The sequence below is a fragment of the Amycolatopsis sp. NPDC051373 genome (assembly GCF_040689465.1).
GTDB lineage: Bacteria > Actinomycetota > Actinomycetes > Mycobacteriales > Pseudonocardiaceae > Amycolatopsis.
Map to the genome: position 1 here is coordinate 300,496 of NZ_JBFBAE010000007.1, position 19,350 is coordinate 319,845.

The 19,350-nt window shown below is 72.1% G+C and carries 19 protein-coding genes; 5 read left to right on the plus strand and 14 right to left on the minus strand.

Annotated elements, in window-relative coordinates:
- Positions 1-2: 2 nt before the first annotated feature.
- From AB0383_RS15870 to AB0383_RS15900, 7 genes are all read right to left on the minus strand, one after another.
- Positions 3-1,208 (minus strand): MFS transporter, encoded by a 1,206-nt coding sequence (locus AB0383_RS15870; protein ID WP_366187628.1) that lies wholly within the window; start codon positions 1,206-1,208, stop codon positions 3-5.
- A gap of 448 nt (positions 1,209-1,656) precedes the next feature.
- On the minus strand, positions 1,657-2,067 hold the full coding sequence (locus tag AB0383_RS15875; RefSeq protein ID WP_366187629.1) for a secondary thiamine-phosphate synthase enzyme YjbQ: 411 nt from the start codon (positions 2,065-2,067) through the stop codon (positions 1,657-1,659).
- Positions 2,068-2,087: 20 nt separating this feature from the next.
- Entirely contained in the window at positions 2,088-2,732 is a 645-nt protein-coding gene (locus AB0383_RS15880; protein WP_364189149.1) for a response regulator transcription factor, read from the minus strand.
- 20 nt (positions 2,733-2,752) lie between these two features.
- Positions 2,753-4,024 carry a sensor domain-containing protein gene (locus tag AB0383_RS15885; RefSeq protein ID WP_366187630.1) on the minus strand — a complete coding sequence of 424 codons (1,272 nt, stop codon included), beginning with the start codon at positions 4,022-4,024 and terminating at the stop codon, positions 2,753-2,755.
- 87 nt (positions 4,025-4,111) lie between these two features.
- Positions 4,112-4,378 carry a hypothetical protein gene (locus tag AB0383_RS15890; RefSeq protein WP_366187631.1) on the minus strand — a complete coding sequence of 89 codons (267 nt, stop codon included), beginning with the start codon at positions 4,376-4,378 and terminating at the stop codon, positions 4,112-4,114.
- 10 nt (positions 4,379-4,388) lie between these two features.
- The gene (locus AB0383_RS15895) at positions 4,389-5,504 is read right to left on the minus strand and encodes an acyl-CoA desaturase (RefSeq protein ID WP_366187632.1); all 1,116 of its coding nucleotides are present in this window, start codon (positions 5,502-5,504) and stop codon (positions 4,389-4,391) included.
- Between the two features lie 10 nt (positions 5,505-5,514).
- Complete coding sequence (locus AB0383_RS15900; RefSeq protein ID WP_366187633.1) at positions 5,515-6,600, minus strand: ferredoxin reductase; 1,086 nt, start codon at positions 6,598-6,600, stop codon at positions 5,515-5,517.
- A gap of 143 nt (positions 6,601-6,743) precedes the next feature.
- Here AB0383_RS15900 and AB0383_RS15905 point away from each other — a divergent pair, with 143 nt between their 5' ends.
- Both AB0383_RS15905 and AB0383_RS15910 read left to right on the plus strand, forming a co-directional pair.
- On the plus strand, positions 6,744-7,373 hold the full coding sequence (locus tag AB0383_RS15905) for a TetR family transcriptional regulator (RefSeq protein WP_364189232.1): 630 nt from the start codon (positions 6,744-6,746) through the stop codon (positions 7,371-7,373).
- A 93-nt stretch (positions 7,374-7,466) separates the two neighbouring features.
- Complete coding sequence (locus AB0383_RS15910) at positions 7,467-8,195, plus strand: lipoate--protein ligase family protein (RefSeq protein WP_366187634.1); 729 nt, start codon at positions 7,467-7,469, stop codon at positions 8,193-8,195.
- Positions 8,196-8,198: 3 nt separating this feature from the next.
- On the opposite strand, the gene AB0383_RS15915 is transcribed toward AB0383_RS15910, so the two are convergent.
- Positions 8,199-8,660, minus strand: a complete 462-nt coding sequence (locus AB0383_RS15915; RefSeq protein ID WP_366187635.1) for an Lsr2 family protein — start codon at positions 8,658-8,660, stop codon at positions 8,199-8,201.
- A gap of 146 nt (positions 8,661-8,806) precedes the next feature.
- On the opposite strand from AB0383_RS15915, the gene AB0383_RS15920 reads away from it, so the two are divergent.
- Positions 8,807-10,216, plus strand: a complete 1,410-nt coding sequence (locus tag AB0383_RS15920) for an NAD(P)/FAD-dependent oxidoreductase (RefSeq protein WP_366187636.1) — start codon at positions 8,807-8,809, stop codon at positions 10,214-10,216.
- A 323-nt stretch (positions 10,217-10,539) separates the two neighbouring features.
- Here the strand turns inward: AB0383_RS15920 and AB0383_RS15925 are convergent, their stop codons facing one another.
- On the minus strand, positions 10,540-12,867 hold the full coding sequence (locus tag AB0383_RS15925; protein WP_366187637.1) for a hypothetical protein: 2,328 nt from the start codon (positions 12,865-12,867) through the stop codon (positions 10,540-10,542).
- 266 nt (positions 12,868-13,133) lie between these two features.
- Here AB0383_RS15925 and AB0383_RS15930 point away from each other — a divergent pair, with 266 nt between their 5' ends.
- Positions 13,134-13,637 (plus strand): DUF3145 domain-containing protein, encoded by a 504-nt coding sequence (locus tag AB0383_RS15930; protein WP_285969400.1) that lies wholly within the window; start codon positions 13,134-13,136, stop codon positions 13,635-13,637.
- A gap of 31 nt (positions 13,638-13,668) precedes the next feature.
- Entirely contained in the window at positions 13,669-14,262 is a 594-nt protein-coding gene (locus AB0383_RS15935) for a hypothetical protein (protein ID WP_364189171.1), read from the plus strand.
- A 66-nt stretch (positions 14,263-14,328) separates the two neighbouring features.
- On the opposite strand, the gene AB0383_RS15940 is transcribed toward AB0383_RS15935, so the two are convergent.
- The 5 genes from AB0383_RS15940 to AB0383_RS15960 all read right to left on the minus strand — a co-directional run bounded on the left by AB0383_RS15940 (position 14,329) and on the right by AB0383_RS15960 (position 19,296).
- Positions 14,329-15,579: a beta-ketoacyl-[acyl-carrier-protein] synthase family protein gene (locus AB0383_RS15940; protein WP_364189174.1), complete on the minus strand. Its 1,251-nt coding sequence runs from the start codon at positions 15,577-15,579 to the stop codon at positions 14,329-14,331.
- A gap of 64 nt (positions 15,580-15,643) precedes the next feature.
- Positions 15,644-15,889: an acyl carrier protein gene (locus tag AB0383_RS15945; protein ID WP_004559006.1), complete on the minus strand. Its 246-nt coding sequence runs from the start codon at positions 15,887-15,889 to the stop codon at positions 15,644-15,646.
- A 71-nt stretch (positions 15,890-15,960) separates the two neighbouring features.
- Positions 15,961-16,944, minus strand: coding sequence for a beta-ketoacyl-ACP synthase III (locus AB0383_RS15950; protein WP_364189177.1), 984 nt, complete (start codon positions 16,942-16,944; stop codon positions 15,961-15,963).
- Positions 16,941-17,864, minus strand: coding sequence for an ACP S-malonyltransferase (locus AB0383_RS15955; RefSeq protein ID WP_354884121.1), 924 nt, complete (start codon positions 17,862-17,864; stop codon positions 16,941-16,943). The genes AB0383_RS15950 and AB0383_RS15955 overlap by 4 nt, the downstream gene beginning before the upstream one ends.
- Before the next feature lie 220 nt (positions 17,865-18,084).
- A complete protein-coding gene (locus AB0383_RS15960; RefSeq protein ID WP_364189180.1) occupies positions 18,085-19,296 on the minus strand; it encodes a helix-turn-helix domain-containing protein in 1,212 nt (403 codons plus the stop codon).
- Positions 19,297-19,350 lie beyond the last annotated feature (54 nt).

Here is a 19,350-nt window from a genome sequence, read left to right on the forward strand (position 1 = left end):
CGTCAGCCGACTTCGGCCGGTTCGCGGACCTGCCGCGGCGCGATCACCGGCGCCGCCACCACCGCGGCCACGCAGAGCCCGAACGGCACCGCGAACGCGACGTTCAGCGGCATCCACCGCGTGAGCCCACCGATGAGAGCGGGGCCGGCGAGCAGCCCGACATACCCGAGTCCGACGACCCGCGCCATCAGCGCACCCGACGCCCGCGTGTCGAGGTTGCCGGCCGCGGTGAACAGCTGCGGCACGCCACCTGCGAGACCGAGGCCGAAGATCGCCCAGCCGACGAGCGCGAGCGGCACCCAGGGCGACAGCGACGCGGTGGCGAGGCCGACGGCGGCGAGCGCCGAGCCGTAGCGCACCACGGCGACCGGCCCGGCCAGCGCTGCGACCCGGTCGGTGGCGAAGCGGCCGACGGTCATCGCCACGGCGAAGGAGCCGTACGCGAGCGCGGCGGTGCTCGCCGACGTACCCAGCACGTCCTGCAGGTGCAGCGCGGCCCAGTCGTTCGCGACGCCCTCGGCGAGCATCAGCGCGAACGCGAGCGCGCCGAGCAGCCAGACCACACGCGACGGCGTCCGGCTCGGCGTGACCGGCGCGGGGCCGGTTCCTGTTTCGGTTTCGGGCTCGCCGCGCCCGGAGTCGAGCAGGAGCCGCCCAGCAGCCAGCGAAGCGACCACGCACAACGCGCCGGTGGCGCTCAGCGTGACCGCCGTCGGGATCCCGGTGCCCAGCACCGCCGCCCCGACCACGGCCGCGAGCGCGCCGCCGATCGACCACATCGCGTGGAACGCCGCCATGATCGGCCGCGGATAGGCGCGTTCGACGACCACGGCCTGGGCGTTCATGGCCACGTCGAGAGAGCCGTTGAAGAACCCGAAGACCACCAGCGAGAGCCCGAGCGCCCACCAACTGGTGGCCAGCCCGGGCAGGAAGAGCGCCAGGCCCAGCAGCACACCGGCCGCCGGCACCACGCGGCGATGGCCGAACCGATCGGCGAGCGGGCCGGACACCTGCATCCCGACGAAGGCCGCACCGCCGAGAACCAGCAGCAACGCGCCGAGCGTGGTGTGCGAAATCCCCGTGGCCCGCTCGACGACGGGGATGTGCACCACCCACATGCCGACGGCGAACCCGTTGAGCGCGAAGAAGCTCCACGTCGCAAACCGCGCGGCGCGCGGCAAACCTGCAGACAGGGATGATTCGGTCATCGCAGGCGCATCCTCCTCGGGTTCGGCACTCGCATGGTCGCACAGCAACCTCGGCAACGCACAATCCTTTTGTTCGAACGATCACGACGAGCGATCGAACCTCCTCACTCGCCCCTCCCCACTCACCCCGGCTCGCGCTCCACCTACTCCCTCACCCCGCCCTCCCGCCCCCGGTCGCGCACCGCCTGCTCGCTCACCCCCGGCCCCCACACCCGTGGTCGCGGACCTCCTGCCCACTCACCTTCGCTCGCCCACACACACCTGCACATTCCCACCCAACTCACCCTGCCGAGGCGACCCACCAGCGAGATCGCGCCGGCTTCCGGATGGGGCGGTGCGATCGGCCCCCGGCCGATCCGACCGCCCCATCCGGAAGCCGGCTCAAAGGCGATCTCGCACGCCCCGGCGGAGCCGGGGCAGACAACACAGCGGAGCCGGGGCAGACAACTCAGCCGCACACAAAACTGAAGCGGACCTTGCGCACCGGGTTGTCGACGTTAGTGTCGACCAGGCAGATCGACTGCCACGTGCCCAGCGCGAGCACCCCGCCCAGCACCGGAACCGTCGCGTAGGGCGGCACCAGCGCCGGGAGCACGTGGTCACGGCCGTGGCCAGGGCTGCCGTGGCGGTGCCGCCAGCGCGCGTCGCGGGGAAGGATGTCCTCCAGTGCGGCGAGCAGGTCGTCGTCGCTGCCGGCGCCGGTCTCGAGGATTGCGAGACCGGCCGTGGCGTGCGGTACCCAGACGTGCAGCAGGCCGTCGGTGGCGTCGGCGTCGCGCAGGAACTTCTCGGCCTCGTGGGTCAGGTCGTGCACGACGGCGGTGTTTCCTGTGTACACCTCGAGCTCGGTTGAGTACATGGTGTTGAGCGTAGGTGTGTTCACACGCCGAGGTACCGCAGCACCGCGAGCACCCGGCGATTGTGGCCTTCCGACGGCGGCAGGCCGAGCTTGGCGAAGATGCTCGTCACGTACTTCTCGACCGATCCCGCCGACAGGAACAGGTCCGCGGCGATGGCGGAGTTGGACCGGCCCTGCGCCATCAGGTCGAGCACCTCGCGTTCGCGGGCGGTCAGTTCTCCCAGCGGCCCCGACCGGCCGGTTGCGGCGAACAGCTGGCGCACGACTTCGGGATCCAGCACGGTCTCGCCGGCCGCGACCCGGCGCAGCGCGTCGAGGAAGTCGGAGACCTCGGCGACGCGGTCCTTGAGCAGGTAGCCGACCGCGCCGGCCTGGTCGGCGAGCAGTTGCTTGGCGTACTTCGTCTCCACGTACTGCGAGAACAGCAGGATCGCGCACCCCGCCAGCTCCTCGCGCAGCTTGATCGCCGCGCGCAGGCCCTCGTCGGTGTGCGAAGGCGGCATGCGAATGTCGACCACGGACACGTCGGGCCGGTGTGCCCGCACGGCCGCCCGCAGCTCCTCGGCGTCCTTCACCGCCGCGACGACGTCGTGGCCTCGCAGCCCCAACAGCTCGACCAGGCCCTGGCGCAGGATGGTCGAGTCCTCGGCGATCACGATCCGCATGCGTCCCCCTTGTCGCCAGCCTAGCGAGGCAGCGGGACTTCGGCCGTGACCACGGTCGGGCCGCCGGGCGGGCTCGTCACGGTCAGCTCGCCGTCCACCGGCCGCAGCCGCTCCACGATCCCGGCCAGCCCGCCGCCGGGCACCATTGCCGCGCCGCCGGGGCCGGGGTCGGTGACCGTCAGCCGCAGCACGGCGTCGTGCTTGTCGATCCGGACGGTGCAAGGATTTCCGGAGTGCTTCGCCACGTTCGTCATCAGCTCCGCGGCGGCGAAGTACACCACGGCCTCCAGTGACGGCGGCGGCCGGTGGCCCAGCCGCACCGACACCGTCGCCGCCATCCCGGCGGAAGTGGCCACAGTGGACAGTGCCACGTCGAGTCCCTTGTCCAGTGCGGCCGGGTGGATGCCGCGGGCGAGGTCGCGCAGCTCCACCAGGGCCTGCTTGGCGTTGCCGTGCGCGGCCTCGACGAGCGTGCGCACCTGGTCCAGGTCGACGGTGTCCGTGGCCAGCTCTTCCTTCGCCAGCCCCAGTTTCATCGCCATCGCGACGAGCTGAGCCTGAGCCCCGTCGTGCAGGTCGCGTTCGATGCGGCGCAACTGCTGCGCCGCGTCTTCGAGCGCCGTCGCCCGCGTCTCCTCCAGGAACCGCAGGCGCTGCAGCAACCCGGGCCCGGACAGCAGCAGCCGCCCGAGCTGCCGGTCGAGGACCGCCAGCGCGTGCACGACCCACGGCACGGCGGCCAGCGCGATCACGCCGCCGACCGCCCACAGCACTGTGCCCGGCCACGTGCGGCTGACGATGTTGTAGACCGGCAGCACGTCGCGCGTGAAGAACCACAACACCGGGTAGCTCGCCCCCGCGACGCCGAACACCAGGAGCGACCCGGCCACGGCGAACCCGGCGAAGGAGATCGGGACCCGGAGCACGAGGTACGCGCCCGCGCGCCACGCGTGCCGGTCGCCGAGCCGCGCGACCAGCCAGTGCCACAACCCGGGCCGCAGCGCCACCGGCGCCGGCGCGCGCAGCGGTGCGTCGAGCAACACGCCCACCAGCCGCCGGTGCAGGCCCCCGAGCAGCCGCATCCCCCGCACGACCCCCGCGAGCACCAGCAGCCCCAGCCCGAGCGGGCTCAACGCGACGCCGATCGCGAGCCCGACGAGCACCACGACGAGTGCGACCGGCGACAGCACCCCGGCCACCACCAGCCACACCGCTTCCGCCCGCGTCTGCCGCAGCGGCCCCGGCCACCACCCGCGCCGCGGCGCGCGTGCGTCCGCGGCCCGAGAAGTCATGCCCCGAAGTCTGCCCGCCACCCGGCCGGCCGACCACCGGGTTCGCCCTGGACCGGGTGGGGGATTTCCCCCGCCCGGCCCAGGGCGTCAGTCTGCTTGGGGGCGCTGCTCGTCTTCGCGAGCGCTGTGCTCTGGAGCGCTGTGCTCACGGGCACCGTGCTCACGGACGCTGTCCTCCCGAGCGCGCTGCGACGCTTCGCGCATTTCGATCACGTCGGTGAGCCAGCTGCCGGTTTCGCGCGCGATGTCGCGCACGGCGCCGGTGATGATCGTCGCGATCGCCCCGATGTGGGTGGCCGCGGATTCCGTGAGCTCCTGCACCGTGTCCTTGCCGCTTTCGAACTGACCCACCATGTGAGGTTCCTCAGGCTGCTCGGAGTTGCCGGTCGGGGTCCACCGTAACCTCCGGGCCGCCCGGAGGCGTTCCGGGAAGCGCCAGCTTCACGATCTTCTTGGCCACCGACCACAGCTGTTTGCGCAGCGGCCCGGTGTTGTAGGGCAGGCCGTAGCGCTCGCAGATCTCGCGCACCTCGGCCGCGATCCGGGGGTAGCGGCGCGCCGGGATGTCCGGGAACAGGTGGTGCTCGATCTGGTGCGAAAGGTTCCCCGAAAGGATGTGGAACAGGGGGCTGCCGGTGATGTTGGCCGACCCCAGGATCTGGCGCAGGTACCACTGGCCACGCGACTCGTCGTCGGTCTCTTCCTGGGTGAAGCTCTCCACGTCGGCGGGGAAGTGGCCGCAGAAGATGATCGCGAACGCCCATAGGTTGCGCACGAGGTTCGCGCTCGCGTTGCCCGCCAGCGTCAGCGGCGCCAGGGGACCGGTCAGCAGCGGGAAGAGCAGGTAGTCCTTGCCGATCTGCCGCGCGGCCTTGCGCACGATCTTGCGCAGCACCGGCACGTTCTCGGTCCATGTGCGCTCGCCCTTGAAAACCCGCTCGATTTCGAGGTCGTGCAGCATCACGCCCCACTGGAACAGCAGGGCCAGCAGCGTCGCGTACACGGGGTTGCCGAGGTAGTACGGGTGCCACTTCTGCGCCGCGTCCATCCGCAGGATGCCGTAACCGATGTCACGGTCCTTGTCGAGGATGTTCGTGAACGTGTGGTGCAGGTAGTTGTGGGAATGCCGCCAGTTCTCTGCGGGCGCGACGTTGTCCCACTCGAAGCGCTGCGAGCTCAGCTCCGGGATGCGCGTCCAGTCGTACTGGCCGTGCATCACGTTGTGGCCGATCTCCATGTTGTCCAGGATCTTGGCCAGCGACAGCGCCGCGACGCCGGCGACCCACGCGGGCGGCAGGAATCCGGCGAACAGCAGCCCGCGCCCGGCGACCTCCAGCCCGCGCTGGGTCTTGATGATCGTGCGGATGTACTCGACGTCGGCCTCGCCGAGGTCGTCGACGACGCGCCGGCGCAGCGCGTCGAGTTCGCGGCCGAACTCCTCGATCTGTTCGGGCGTGAGGCGGTCCTGAAGTCCTGTCATGGCGTACCTCCTAGGCGTTGATCTCGACGTCCCCGACCGGGACGCTGATGCAGAGCTGGATCTCTTCGTCCTCTTCGCCGGAGACCTCGCCGGTGCGGGCGTTGCGCACGCGCCCGGCGGTCTTCACCTGGGTGCAGGAGAAGCAGATGCCCATGCGGCACCCGTGCTCCGGCGACAGGCCCGCGTCCTCGGCCTGCTCCAGCAGCGGCTTGCCCGAGTTGGCGCATTCGCGGCCGCTGCGGGCGAAGCGCACGGTGCCTTCGGCGGTCGCTGTGTCGAACGTCAGCGGCGGTGCCGTGAACTCTTCGGTGTGCAGTCGTTCACCGAGGTCTTCCGCCTCGAACAGTTCGCGGGCCGAGTCCATGAGCGGTTTCGGACCGCAGAGGAACGTCTCGGCGTCGCGGAACCACGGCGCGGCGTGGGCGAGGTGCTGCTTCGAGAAGAACCCGCGCAGGTCGCCGCCCCGGCCGTGGGTGTGCGCGTGGACCACCCGGAAGCCGGGGTGACGCTCGGCGAGCCCGGCCAGCTCGGTGCGGTAGAGCACGTCGTCGGCGGTGTCGGAGTAGTGCAGGAACGCGACCTCGCCGCGGTGCCCCTCGGCGACGAGCCGATGTGCCATCGCGAGCACCGGCGTGATGCCGCTGCCGCCGCTGACCAGCACGATCCGCTCAGGTCGCGGTGAGGGCAGGGTGAACTCGCCGTCCGCGGCGGACAGCCCGAAGACCGTGCCGACGCGGGTGGTGGCGTGCAGGTGGCGCGACACCAGGCCCTGCGGGTCGGCCTTCACGGTGAACTCGAGGTCGCCGCCGCCCGGCCCGCACGGCGAGTAGCAACGGGTGCGCCGGACGCCGTCGATCTCCACGGTCAGGCGCACGTACTGCCCGGCCTCGAAGCCCCGCCACGCGCGGCTCGGTCGCACCCTGAACGTGACCGTGTCCGGGGTCTGGTGCCGCACGTCGACGACGCGGCCGCGGATCTCGCGGCGGACCAGCATCGGGTCGAGCAGTTCCAGGTAGCGGTCGGCGCCGTGCGGGGTGAGCAGGGCCTCGGCGAGCGAGGCGAGCCCGCGCAGGCGCTGCGGGAGCAGTGCGGTCATCACGCCCTCCGGATTTGAGTGCACATCTGTACACTCACTAGTGTGGGGGCACGGCCCGGGTGGCTGTCAACGCGGGAGCGAGGTGATGTGACGTGGACCATGCCGAAGGCGTCAGTACGCTGCCGGACGTGTCCGAAGCGGAGATGCCGGCCGCGGTGAGCCGGCAGGAGCGCAAGCAGCGCACCCGCCAGGCGCTGCTCGACGCGGCACTGGAGCTGCTGGCCGACCGCGGGTTCGGCAGCCTGTCGCTGCGCGAGGTCACCAAGCGCGCGGGCATCGTGCCGACCGCTTTCTACCGGCACTTCGCCTCGATGGACGAGTTCGGCGTCGCCCTGGTCGAGGAGACCACGCGCACGCTGCGCGGCATGATCCGCTCCGCGCGCACCGAGCCCGTGAGCCACCGCGGCATGATCGACGCGTCCGTGCGCACGCTGTACGAACACGTGCGAGCCAACGAGGACCACTTCCGCTTCGTCACGCGCGAGCGCTACGCCGGAACCGGCCCGGTCGCGCGCGCCATCGGCGTGGAGCTGCGGCTGTTCTCCAGCGATCTGGCCATCGACCTCGCCCGCTTCGACCACCTGCGCGAGTGGCCCACCGAAGACCTCCACGCGCTGGCCGACCTCATCGTCACGGCCATGCTCGCCACGGTCGTCGACCTGCTCGACGTCCGCCACGGCGACCGCGAGGCCGACGAACGCACGTTGGAGCTGGCCCGCAAGCGCCTGCGGATGATCCTCGTGGGCGTGCCCCACTGGCGCCCGTCCGCCTAGCCGCGGGCCGGCGCCCGAGAGCTACGATTTCGTCGACCAGCCTGTTCTTCGGGGACGCCGGATCTTCGGCGGGCGAGGTCGTGGAGGAGCGCTGTGGAAACCGGGTCGGACGTGCGTGCGGAGTTCAGCGACCCGGCCGGGAACCTGGCGTTCGACGAGGCGCTGCTGCGGGAAGGCCCGGCCACGTCGGTGCTGTGGCTGTGGCGCAACCAGGTGAGCGTGGTCGTCGGCCGCGGGCAGAAGGTGGCGCGCGAAGTGCGTGTGGCCGAGTGCGAGCGCGACGGCGTGCCGGTGCTGCGCCGGGCCAGCGGTGGCGGCACGGTGTTCCACGACCCGGGCAACCTCAACGTCACGCTCGTGCTGCCCGGCCCGGCCGACCGGCCGCTGGAGATGCTCGGGTTGGTGATGTCGGCGGCCGTCGAGAAGCTCGGCCTGCCGCCGCGCCTCGGTGAGCGCGGCCTGTTCATCGGTGACGCGAAGCTGTGCGGGTTCGCGGTGTTCCGGACCAAAAACGGGCTGCTGGCGCACTCGACGCTGCTGATCGACACCGACGCCGCGCGCGTCGGTGCCTACCTCACCGGGCCGCCGCCGGACCCGAAGCCGCTCGACTCGCACCGCAGCAAGGTCGCCTCGCTGGCCGACCACGGCGTGCACCCGGCGGAAGGCGAGGTGGAGTCGGTGGTGCGTGCCGCGGCCGCGGGGCTGCTCGGCCCGCTCGTGCCGCGGCCGCCGACAGACGCGGAGCTCGAGCGGCAGCGCGTGCTGCTGGACACGCGCTACCACTACGACGGCTGGCACACCGACGGCAACCAGCGCCGGTGAGCGCTACTCGCCGGCGGAGAACGTGACGGCGGGGATCTTCTTCATCGGACGTCGGACGGCCTTGACCGGCTTCGGCTCAGTGGTCTTCACCACGGTTTTCGGTTCCGCGACAGGGGTTTTCACCGGCTGCTTGGCCCGCGTGGTCTTCGGCGCCGGCTCGGTCTGCTCGGCCGGGCGGGCCGTCGTCTTCGCCGCTGCCGCAGTGCGCTTGACGGGCTTGGCCTTCGCCGGAACTTGCTGTGGTTCGACGGCTTTCGCCCCCGTCACCATCCGCGGCCGCTGCTTGCGGCCACCCGTGCGACGGCCGTTCGTCACGTAGGGGTCGAAGATTTCCCGCAGTGCCGCGGCGTTGCGGGCGGACAGGTCGATCTCGTAGTCGAGTCCGTCGAGGCCGAAGCCCACAGTCTCGGCGGCGGGTTCGCCGGTGAGGTCGTCCAACACGCGGACGGCGGTGTTCTTGGCCATGCGAAAGCCCTCCGTGCTCGATCGTGGACGTGCGTGCAATCGGCACGGCGACGACCCGGTGACCCGGTGTCGCCGATTTCTTGCAGCTCGCGGAAGAGAGTAGCGGCTGGCTTGCGTGAAGCCGCGCAGTGGTGTGCGCTGAACCCATGTCAGGACAGACTTTCGACGTCGTGGTGATCGGGGCCGGCCCGGTCGGTGAAGTCGCCGCGGAACGCGCCGCCATGGGCGGGTTCAAGGTGGCGCTCATCGAGCACGAGTTGTTCGGCGGTGAGTGCTCGTACTGGGCGTGCGTCCCCAGCAAGGCGTTGCTGCGCCCGGGGAACCTGCTCGCCGCGGCCAAGCGCATGCCGGGGGTGGTGGTCGGCGACGCGCTCGACCCGGCGCAGGTGCTCGCCCGCCGGGACTCGTTCACCGGCCGCGGTGACCCGCAAGGTCAGGACCACGGCCAGGTGGACTGGGCGCGAGGGGTCGGCGTCGAGCCGATCCGCGGCCACGGGCGGATTTCCGGTGAACGGGAGGTGACGCTGTCCGACGGGCAGGTGCTCACCGCGCGCCACGGCGTGATCGTCTGCACCGGCAGTGTGCCGCGCAACCCGCCGATCCCCGGCCTCGACACGATCAAGCCCTGGGGCTCGCGCGAAGCGTCGTCGTCGTCGGCCGTGCCCGCGCGGCTCGGCGTGCTGGGCGGTGGCGTCGTCGGCGTGGAGATGGCGCAGGCGTGGGCGCGCCTGGGAGCGCAGGTACACCTGATCATCACGGGCAGGCGCCCGCTGCCGCGGCTGCCGGAGTTCGCGGGCGACCTGGTTCTCGCGGGCCTGCGCGCCGACGGCGTGATCGCGCACACCGGCTCGGGCATCGACGAGGTGTCCGCTGTGGACGGCGGCGGCGCGTCGCTCAAGCTCACCGGCGGCGAAGACCTGGTGGTCGACGAGCTGCTGGTGGCCACTGGCCGCGTACCGGCGACCGGCAACGTCGGGCTCGACGTCCTCGGCCTGCCCACCGACGGCCCGCTCGAGGTCGACGAGAGCGGCCGCGTGTCCGCCGTGGACGGTGGCTGGCTCTATGCCGCGGGCGACGTGACCGGCCGCGCACTGCTGACCCACCAGGGCAAGTACGGCGCCCGCGTGGCCGGCGACAGCATCGCCGCGCGCGGCCGCGGAGAGGACATCTCCACCGCGCCGTGGAGCCGCTACAGCGCGACCGCCGACCACCACGCCGTGCCGCAGGTCATCTTCACCGACCCGGAGGTGGCGTGCGTCGGCCTCAGCGAGGCTCGCGAGGGCTCGGCCGATCGCGTCGTCGACATCGACATCGCGGTCGCCGGCTCGGCCCTCTCCGCCGACGGCTACACGGGCAAGGCCCGCATGGTCGTCGACACCGACCGAGGCGTGATCCTGGGCGTCACCTTCGCCGGCCCGGACGTCGCGGAAATGCTGCACTCCGCCACGATCGCCGTCGTGGGCGAAGTCCCCCTCGACCGCCTGTGGCACGCGGTCCCCGCGTTCCCCACGATCAGCGAGGTCTGGCTGCGGCTGCTGGAGGCTTACGGCCTGTAGGCAGGGCTTTGAGAGGCGGCGGGTCCCCGGCTCTTGCTGGGGACCGGCTGTTTTCGAGGCTGCCGCGGGTTTCGGCAGTGCGCCGCGGCTGGGCGAGCTCGAGCGCGCGCAGGTTTCCGCGGTCGGCCGTGCTCAGGCGGTCGCGCACGGGACTGCCCGGCCGCGCCGAGGTCTGTTGGCGGTTCGCTGTGCGACGGCGCTGCGTGCGAGTTCGGGTGGCGGGTCGGCGGGCACGGCCGGCGCGACGGCGCCGCGGATCTCGGTGGCCAGCCGCACTCGGGCGGGGTGGTGTGCCGGGCGCTGCTCGTCGGGGCCGAGTGCGGTCAGGCGGGCATGGCGAGCGCGAGGGCGCCCTGGGCCGCCCGGGTGAGGCCGGGGTCGTCCGGAGTGGACGGACCGGACTGCCACACGACCTGCACCAGTCGCACGCCGGTGCCGTCGAGTTTGCTGGTGTAGGCGGCGCTGTCGAACTGCGGGGGCGGACCCGGCCACTTGCCGGTCTCGGTGGCGACGTCGAGGATGCCGCCGCCGCCCGGGGTGTCGGCGACCTGCTTGAAGTGCGTGGCCTGGGCGGCGTCGGGGAACCGGACCACAGCCATGGTCACCGCGGCGGCGCGCCCGTCGACCAGGGCCGTGTAGCTGGCGCGGCTGACGGCGGAGCAGCTCGTCTGCTGCAGGCTGGCCTGCACGTCGCCGAACGCGTGCGACGCGCACCGCTGGTCCGAACTGCTCGCCCGCGGCTCGAACGACAGGCTCGGCGCCGCGCTGCTGGCCGGCGCACTGCTCACGGCCGCGGGCGGCGGCACCGGCCGCGCGCTCGAGCTCGGTGCGGGAGCGGCCTCGCCACCCCCACCGCCGCCGGTCGCCGCCACGACGATCGCCGTGACCAGCAGGATCGCCAGCAACCCGATCGCGGCGACCGGCACCCACCGCACGGTCCGCGACTGCTCCTTCTCCCGCGGCGGCGCACCGCCACCCGCGGGCACCTCCACCGACCCGGAAGCCGACGGCGCGGACGACACAGCCCTCGGCGGGCTCGCTGCGTTCGTCGCGGTCGCTGCGGCACCCTGCCGGGCCGCCGGTGCCGGCGGCTTGCCAGTCGGTCCGGCATTGGTGCCGACCACGGCGGGCTTGCCGGCAGGACCGAGCTTTCCACCAGCGGCGACGGGAGGCTGTCCAGCCGGAGCCTTACCCCCGGCAGAGCCAGAAGATTTGCCACCAACCGGAGCGACAGGCGGGTTGCCGCCGGGAGGGACCGGCGCCTTTCCGCCGGGCGTGGCATGCGGCGTGCCAGTCGGCCTGCCGTTGCCATTCCCCGGCGGGACCGGCCTCGGCGCAGGCACCGCTCGCGGCCCGGCCGGCCGCTGCCCGCTCTGCTTCGGCCCACCCTGCTTCGGCGACGTCATCTTCTCCGTCACCGCCGACTCCAGCGAACCACTCCGGCGACCGCCCGAAGTGGACGGACCGTTCGCCTCCGCGCCGGGGAACCTCGGCGCGGCAGTCGACTCGGTTGGCGCTTCGGCGAGGGGAATCGCCTGCTCAGGCTCGGTGGCCGGGTCCGCAGCGGCCGCCGAAGCAGCCGTACTCGCCGTACCGGGGAAGGTCGGTGCGGCGATGGACTCCGTGGGGGCGTCGGCGAGGTGGATCGCCGGGTCGGTGCCGGTGGTTTCCCCGGTGGCCGGGGGAACGGCCACCGAGGAAGACTCCGCGGGGAGCGGCGAAGCGGCCGGGGGAGCGGCCGAAGTGGACGAACCCGGTGCCGCCGTCGACTCGGTGGGTGCGGTGGCGAGGTGACCCGCCTGTTCGGGAACCGCGGCCGGGGAAGTGACCGAAGTGGACGCACCCGGGAAAGCCGGCGCCTCGGCCGGGACGCCCGGAAGTGAAGGCGCGGCGACGTGCGGCACCGGCCGGGTGGTCGGGATGACCGGCGGTGGCGGCGGCACCGACGTGATGCGAATGCGCTGTGCGGGTTTCGGCACACCAGAAGCAGTAACAGGAGCCGCAGCCGGAACAGGAGCAGGCACCGGGACCGGCGGATCATCGGTGTACCGGACGAACCCCTCACCCAGCAGCACCTCGTCCGACATCGCCGGCGCATCCGGGGCCAGCGCCGTGATCAACGCTCGCGCCTGGTCCAGCGACCGCGGACTCCGCGCCGTGGCCAGCGACACCGTCGCGGCCAGCATCGTCGTCGGCGTCGGGTGCAGCACGCGCACCGGCCCGGCGAGGTCCGCGGGCGGCTGATCGACCGTCTCGACATACGGACCGACCGCCACGATCGTGCCCACCGGGCCGGAACCCGGCGCCAGCTCGGCGATGCGGCGTTCGCACTCGGCCGAGAGGTCCAGGGCTTCCGTGGCGGGGTTGACGGCGTCGTCACCGTGGACCAGCGGCCAGCCGTCGGCCTTCCACGGGCCGCCGAGCGGCGCTTCGAGGCGCAGCGCGGGGTCGGGGAGGTCGACGCCGATCACGATGAGCACGCCCTTCGGCAGCACCACCACGGCCTCGACGGCGCGCTCGCCGCCGGCCGGGCGGGCGCCGATCAGGGCCACGCCACCGACCACGGTGCTGCCGCGGCCGAGGGAGGCCAGCGCCGCCCGCACATCCTCGGCGACGCGCGACGGCTGCTGCCCGAGGCGGACCAGTCGCACCGAAACCCTCCTCACCTCGACCGTTTCGCGGCCCACGCTAGCGTGCCTGCCCCGCAGATCCGTGCTACACGCGGACGCGTCGGCGAGCCTCCCTCCTCAAGGGGGATTCCCGTGCGACTTGTGGTGTTCGTGTGGCCAAATGGCACGGTTGGGGTGCAGAATGTGCTACACAGATCGGGGAAGCGGCACGGAAGGCCCACCAGCCGAAGCGAAGCTCGAGAGGTCGTAGGGGAAGACGTCCCTCGTCGAGCAAGCGGAGGTCAGCAGTGAGCACCCGTGGCAACACCCGAGGTGTGGTGTACGTCCACTCGTCGCCGTCTGCGGTGTGTCCGCACGTCGAGTGGGCTATTTCGGGCACCCTCGGAGCCCGAGTCGAGCTGAAGTGGACGGCGCAGCCCGCCAGTCCCGGACAGCTGCGCGCCGAGTGCGGCTGGCGCGCGCCGTCCGGAACCGCGGGCAAGCTGGCCTCGGCGCTCAAGGCGTGGCCGATGCTGCGCTTCGAGGTCACCGAGGAACCCAGCGCCGGCGTCGACGGCGAACGGTTCTGTTTCGCGCCCGGACTGGGCCTCTGGCACGGCCGTACCAGTGCCAACGGCGACATCGTGGTGGGCGAGGACCAGCTGCGCGCCCTCGTGAGCATGACTCGCGGCGGGGAGTCGCTTGCGCACAAGCTGGACGAGCTGCTCGCGGCGAGCTGGGACGAAGCGCTTGAGCCCTACCGACACGCCGGAGACGGCGCTCCCGTCACGTGGCTGCACCAGGTCGGGTGACACCCGCGGGCGGGTGGGTACCCTCTCGGGGGTGACCGCCCGTCCGCCCGCACCCGCCCGCCAGCGGTGGCTGGTACCCGTCCTCGTCGTGGTGTTGTCGATCACCGTCGGCGGTGGCCTGCTCGCGCGCGAGCTGTACCGCCGCCCGGTCGTCGACACCGCCGACCCCATCGCCCTCACGACGCCGACGCCGGTGGACAAGGACGATCTGCCCGGCCCCGGTGACGTCAAGGTCACGGAGGACGCCGCCCGGCACCCGCACGGCAAAGCCGTGCAAGCCGTGCTGCAGGACTACTTCGACGGCATCAACCACCACGACTACGACCAATGGGCACGCTCGGTCAGCAAGGGCCGGATCGACGACAACCCCCGCACCAAGTGGACAAGTGACTACAGGTCCACGAAGGACGGCAGCATCCTGCTGTACCGCATCGAACCCGGCGCCGGCGCGTCGCTGCGGGTGCTCGTGGGCTTCACCAGCACGCAGTCGTCCAACGAGGCACCGGAGGCGCTCAAGGAAGGCTGCATCCGCTGGCGCCTGGTGCTGCCGATGATCCTCGAAGGCGGCGGGTACAAGATCGACACCGTCACCCCCGGGACCTTGCCCGAACAGGAGAAGTGCTGAACCCGCACAACGAATCAGGGCCCCTCCCACGTCGGGAGGGGCCCTGATTCGTTGCGGTGGAACCGATCAGGCGGCCGGCGTGAACAGCAGGGCGGTGTTGTGGCCGCCGAAGCCGAACGAGTTGCTGAGCGCCGCGGTGAGCTCGACCTTGCGGTTCTCGCCCGACACCACGTCGAGATGCACCTTCGGGTCGAGGTCGGTGAGGTTCAGCGTGGCGGGCACCACGCCTTCGTAGAGCGCGAGGATCGTGGCGATTCCCTCGACCGCGCCGGCACCGCCGACGAGGTGGCCGAGCGCGCCCTTCGGAGCGGTGACCACGGCGTGGTCGCCCACGGCCTTGCGGATCGCCGCCGCCTCGCCGATGTCACCGACCACAGTGGACGTCGCGTGCGCGTTGACGTGACCGATGTCCGCCGGGGACAGGCCGGCCATGCTCATGGCCGCCCGCATCGCCGCGATCTGCCCGATGCCTTCCGGGTGGTTGCCCGTGATGTGGTAGGCGTCGGACGTGATGCCGTAGCCGGCGAGCTTCGCGTAGATCCGCGCGCCGCGCTCCCTGGCGAGGTCGGCCCGTTCCAGCACGACCACCCCGGAGCCTTCGCCGAGCACGAAGCCGTCGCGGCTGGCGTCGAACGGCCGGGACGCGGCCGCCGGGTCGTCGTTGCGGGTCGACACCGTGCGCGCCTGGGCGAAGCCCGCGAGGGTGATCGGGTGGATGCACGCCTCGGCCCCGCCCGCGACCACGACGTCGGCCCGGCCGGACCGGATCATTTCGTAGCCGGTGGCGATGCCCTCGGCGCCGGAGGCGCAAGCCGAAGCAGGGGAGTGGACCCCCGCCCGCGCCTTGAGGTCGATGCTCACGTGTGCCGCCGGCCCGTTGGGCATCAGCATCGGCACGGTGAGCGGCGACACCTTGCGGAGCCCCTGCTGGTGCAACAGGTCGTTCTGGCTCAGCAGCGTCATCGGGCCACCGACGCCGGTGCCGATCGACACGCCGAGGCGTTCCGGCTCGACGTCGGTGTGCTCGTCGGTCTGCTCGGCGAACCCCGCGTCGGCCCAGGCCTGGCGGGCGGCGATGATCGCCACCTGCTCGCACCGGTCCAGCCGGCGGGCCTGGACCCGCGGCAGGACCTCGGACGGATCGACGGCCAGCGTCGCCCCGATCTTCACGGGCAGGCCGAGTTCCTCGACCCAGTCCGCGGTCAGCGGGCGGATGCCGCTGCGGCCGGACAGCAGGCCGTCCCAGGTGGACGCGACGTCCCCGCCGAGGGGCGTGGTCGCCCCCATACCGGTGATCACGACGTCGATGTTGCTCATGGGAGTCTCCCCAAGGTCTCGGCTCCGGACCGGGGGGCTTCCCCGGCCCGGGTACGAAGAGGACTTACTTAGAGTTGGCGGACACGTAGTTCACGGCGTCGCCCACGGTCTTCAGGTTGGCGAGCTCGTCGTCCGGGATCTTGACGCCGAACTTGTCCTCGGCCTGCACGGCGATCTCGACCATCGACAGCGAGTCGATGTCCAGGTCGTCCACGAACGACTTCTCGGCGGTGACGTCGTCCTGAGCCACACCGGCCACCTCTTCGACGATCTCGGCGAGGCCGGCGAGGATCTCAGCGTTGTCAGCCATTGGAGTTGTTCCCTTCTCGGTTCTTCTACAGGTCCACCTCGCGGGCACAGCGCCCGCGAGGGAAGTATCCATCAGGGGCAGACGAAGGCCTGTCCGGCATACGAGAGCCCGGCGCCGAAACCGATCGCCAGCACGATGTCGCCCGGCTTCGCGGTGCCCGCCTTGCGCATGTGGTCCAGCGCCAACGGGACCGACGCCGACGAGGTGTTGCCGGAGTACTTGATGTCGTCGGCCACGATCATGTCCTCGCGCGCGCCGGCGGCGCGCAGCTTCTTCGCGATCGATTCGACGATGCGCAGGTTGGCCTGGTGCGGGATCAGCACGTCCACATCGGACGGCTGCAGGCCCGCGGCCTCGAGCGCCCGCAGGGCGATCGGCGCGATCTGCGTGGTCGCCCAGCGGAAGACCGACTGGCCCTCCTGGTAGATCCACTTCTCGTCGCGCATGTAGATCAGGTCCACGAGGTCGCCCGCGCTGCCCCACACGACCGGGCCGATGCCCGGCTCGTCGGAGCCGCCGACCACCGCGGCGCCCGCGCCGTCGGCGAAGATGATCGCGTTGGCGCGATCGGTCGGGTCCACCACGTCGGTGAGCTTCTCGGCGCCGATCACGAGCACCTTCTTCGCGGAGCCGGCGCGGATCAGGTCCGAGGCCACGCCGAGGCCGTAGCAGAAGCCGGCGCACGCGGCGTTGAGGTCGAAGGCGCCGGGGCTCGGGATGCCGAGCCGCGCGGCGACCTGGCCGGCCGCGTTGGGGATCTGCGAGGGCATCGTGCAGTTCGGCAGGATGACCGTGTCCACTTCGGACGGGTCGACGCCCGCGTCGGCCATCGCGGCTTCGCCGGCGGCGACGGCGAAGTCGACCAGCAGTTCGTCCTTGTTCCCGAAGCGGCGCTCGATGATGCCCACGCGCTCGCGGATCCACTGGTCGTTGGTGTCCATGAGCTGCGAGAGGTCGTCGTTGGTCACGACCCTCTCCGGCTGGTGGCTGCCGACGCCGAGGATGCGGGTGCTGGCAGGGCCCGTGCTCTGGCGCAGGCTGGGACGGTCGGTCACTGGGCGTCCTCCTCGCGCAGCTTCGCCAGCTCGGCCGGCGTCTTCAGCGCGGTGGTTGTGGTGACGACGCCCTTGAGCTGCCGCTTGACCAGGCCGGTCAGCGTGCCCGCGGGCGCGAGTTCGACGGTGCTGCTCACGCCGAGCGACACGAGGCCGTCCATCGTGAGGTCCCAGCGCACGGGCCGGGTGACCTGCGCGAGAAGCCGCTCCAGGTACTCGGTGCCGCTGGTGACCACGGTGCCGTCGGCGTTCGACAGCAGCGGGCGCGTGGGGTCGGCCGGGGTGAGGCCGGCGGCGTGCTCGCGAAGGGCGTCTTCCGCCGGCGCCATGTACGGCGTGTGGAAGGCTCCCGCGACCTTGAGCGCACGGATCTTCGTGCCCTCCAGGGGTTCGGCGACGATCCGCTCGATGGCGTCGGCCGCGCCCGAAGCGACGATCTGGCCGGCGCCGTTGCGGTTGGCCGCGGCCAGCCCGCGCTCCTCGAGCCACGCGACGACCTGCTCGGGATCACCGAGCATCACGGCCGCCATCGACGTCGGTTCCAGCGCGCAGGCCTTGGCCATCTCGGCACCGCGCACCGCGGCCAGCGCCACGGCGTCGGCCGGGGTCAGCACCCCGGCGATCGCGGCGGCGGCGAGCTCGCCCACGGAGTGGCCGGCCACCGGCGCGTCGTCGGCCACCGGCGCCACCTGCTGCAAGCGCTCGAACGAGAGCAGCGAGAGCGCGACGATCAGCGGCTGCGCGACCGCGGTGTCCTGGATCTCCTCGGCGTCGCCTTCCGTGCCGAGGCGGACGAGGTCGAGCCCGGCGCGGGCGGACCACTCCTCGACGCGCGCGCGTGCGCCGTCGGTCTCGAGCCACGGGGAGAGCATGCCGGGGGCCTGTGAGCCCTGGCCGGGGGAGAGGACTGCTGCTGTCACGCCGTCTATGACACCACGCTCGGTCGCGTCCCTCGGATGCGGCCGGTCACCAAGTCCGCGGGGCGTTATTGGAGGAAACCTCCAAAGACCCGCGATAGAACCTTGCCCTTAACCCAGATGCCTTGTGGGATTCAACCATCGCTTGCCGTGAAGTCTGTCACGGGACCGGTGCCGCGCGCCGGCCCGTCACGCCGAGTCGTCATCCGGGCCGCCGCAAGGGTCACCAGAGGCCGCGGAAGCGGGCCAGCCTGCCGACCGTGAGCGCGGCCCGGAGCACGAACGCGTCACGCGGCTCGGTGGGGTTGCGGCCGGTGAGCTCGGCCGCCTTGCGCAGCCGGTACCGCACGGTGTTGGGGTGCACGAACAACGTCTGCGCGCAGCGTTCGAGCACACCACCGCTTTCGAGGTAGGTCTCCACGGTGCGCTGCAGCGCGGGGCCCGCTTCCTCGAGCGGCCGCGCCACGAGCTCCACCAGCAGGCGCTCGGCCTCGGGATCACCCGACAGCGCGCGCTCGGGCAGCAGGTCGTCGGAGCGGACGGGCCGCGGCGCGCCCGGCCAGCCGACCACCGCGCGCAGGCCCGAAAGCGCTTCGGCCGCGCTGTGGTGCGCCTCGGCGAGCGACGGCACGGTCGGGCCGGCGACCACGGGACCGTCGGCGAACACCGCGGACATCCGCGAGAGCGTTTCGCGTTCCTTCACGCCGCCTTCGGTCGGGCCGCCGATCACGATCACCAGCCGTGAGCCCTGCACCGACAGCAGCACGGGCCGGCCGACGCGGGCGGCGCGGCTGCGGACCTCGAACACCACCGTCGGCGGGTCCTCCGAAGGCGGGTTGCCCACGATCACGGTCGCGGCCGACGCGGGATCCCAGCCGAGCGCGGCCGCGCGCGAGAGCACCGCCTCCTCGGCGTCGCCGCGCACGATGCCGTCGACGACCAGCGCTTCCAACCGCGCGTCCCACGCGCCGCGTGCCTCGGCCGCCGCCGCGTAGGAGTTGGCCGCGGCGAACGCGATCTCCCTGCCGTAGCGCAGGATTCCCTCGATCAGGGCCGCGCGCTCGGCCTCGTTCGCGGCGAACTCCGGCAGCTGTTCCTCGAACTGCTCGATCGCGAGCCGCACCATGCTCACGGCCTGGCGCAGGCTGATGTAGCGCGACAGCTCGGCCGGCGCGTCGCGGAACGCCTCGGTGGTGAGCTTGAGTGCTTCCTTCGAGTCGCGCAGCCAGTCGACGAATCCCGCCGCGCCCGCCTGCGTGATCAGCAGCACGCTGGCGCGCTGGTCGGCGGGCAGCCGCCCGAACCACACCAGCCGGCGTTCCATCACCGCGACGCTCGCGCTCGCGAGCCGCCCCGAGGCGTGGTCGAGCGAGCGCAGCGTCTTCGCCGACAGCCCGTGGTGCTTGGGGACCCGGCGCCCCGTCGTCTCTGCCATTCGTTCCGATCCTCCGCTGGAATCCTAGTTGGACATTCGATCGGCAACTTTCGG

What these genes read in the sequence shown, in the direction of transcription:
- AB0383_RS15870 (WP_366187628.1), bottom strand. Translation starts at nt 1,208, where the DNA reads ATGACCGAATCATCCCTGTCTGCAGGTTTGCCGCGCGCCGCGCGGTTT.
- AB0383_RS15875 (WP_366187629.1), bottom strand. Translation starts at nt 2,067, where the DNA reads ATGTACTCAACCGAGCTCGAGGTGTACACAGGAAACACCGCCGTCGTG.
- AB0383_RS15880 (WP_364189149.1), bottom strand. Translation starts at nt 2,732, where the DNA reads ATGCGGATCGTGATCGCCGAGGACTCGACCATCCTGCGCCAGGGCCTG.
- AB0383_RS15885 (WP_366187630.1), bottom strand. Translation starts at nt 4,024, where the DNA reads ATGACTTCTCGGGCCGCGGACGCACGCGCGCCGCGGCGCGGGTGGTGG.
- AB0383_RS15890 (WP_366187631.1), bottom strand. Translation starts at nt 4,378, where the DNA reads ATGGTGGGTCAGTTCGAAAGCGGCAAGGACACGGTGCAGGAGCTCACG.
- AB0383_RS15895 (WP_366187632.1), bottom strand. Translation starts at nt 5,504, where the DNA reads ATGACAGGACTTCAGGACCGCCTCACGCCCGAACAGATCGAGGAGTTC.
- AB0383_RS15900 (WP_366187633.1), bottom strand. Translation starts at nt 6,600, where the DNA reads ATGACCGCACTGCTCCCGCAGCGCCTGCGCGGGCTCGCCTCGCTCGCC.
- AB0383_RS15905 (WP_364189232.1), top strand. Translation starts at nt 6,744, where the DNA reads ATGCCGGCCGCGGTGAGCCGGCAGGAGCGCAAGCAGCGCACCCGCCAG.
- AB0383_RS15915 (WP_366187635.1), bottom strand. Translation starts at nt 8,660, where the DNA reads ATGGCCAAGAACACCGCCGTCCGCGTGTTGGACGACCTCACCGGCGAA.
- AB0383_RS15920 (WP_366187636.1), top strand. Translation starts at nt 8,807, where the DNA reads ATGTCAGGACAGACTTTCGACGTCGTGGTGATCGGGGCCGGCCCGGTC.
- AB0383_RS15940 (WP_364189174.1), bottom strand. Translation starts at nt 15,579, where the DNA reads ATGAGCAACATCGACGTCGTGATCACCGGTATGGGGGCGACCACGCCC.
- AB0383_RS15945 (WP_004559006.1), bottom strand. Translation starts at nt 15,889, where the DNA reads ATGGCTGACAACGCTGAGATCCTCGCCGGCCTCGCCGAGATCGTCGAA.
- AB0383_RS15960 (WP_364189180.1), bottom strand. Translation starts at nt 19,296, where the DNA reads ATGGCAGAGACGACGGGGCGCCGGGTCCCCAAGCACCACGGGCTGTCG.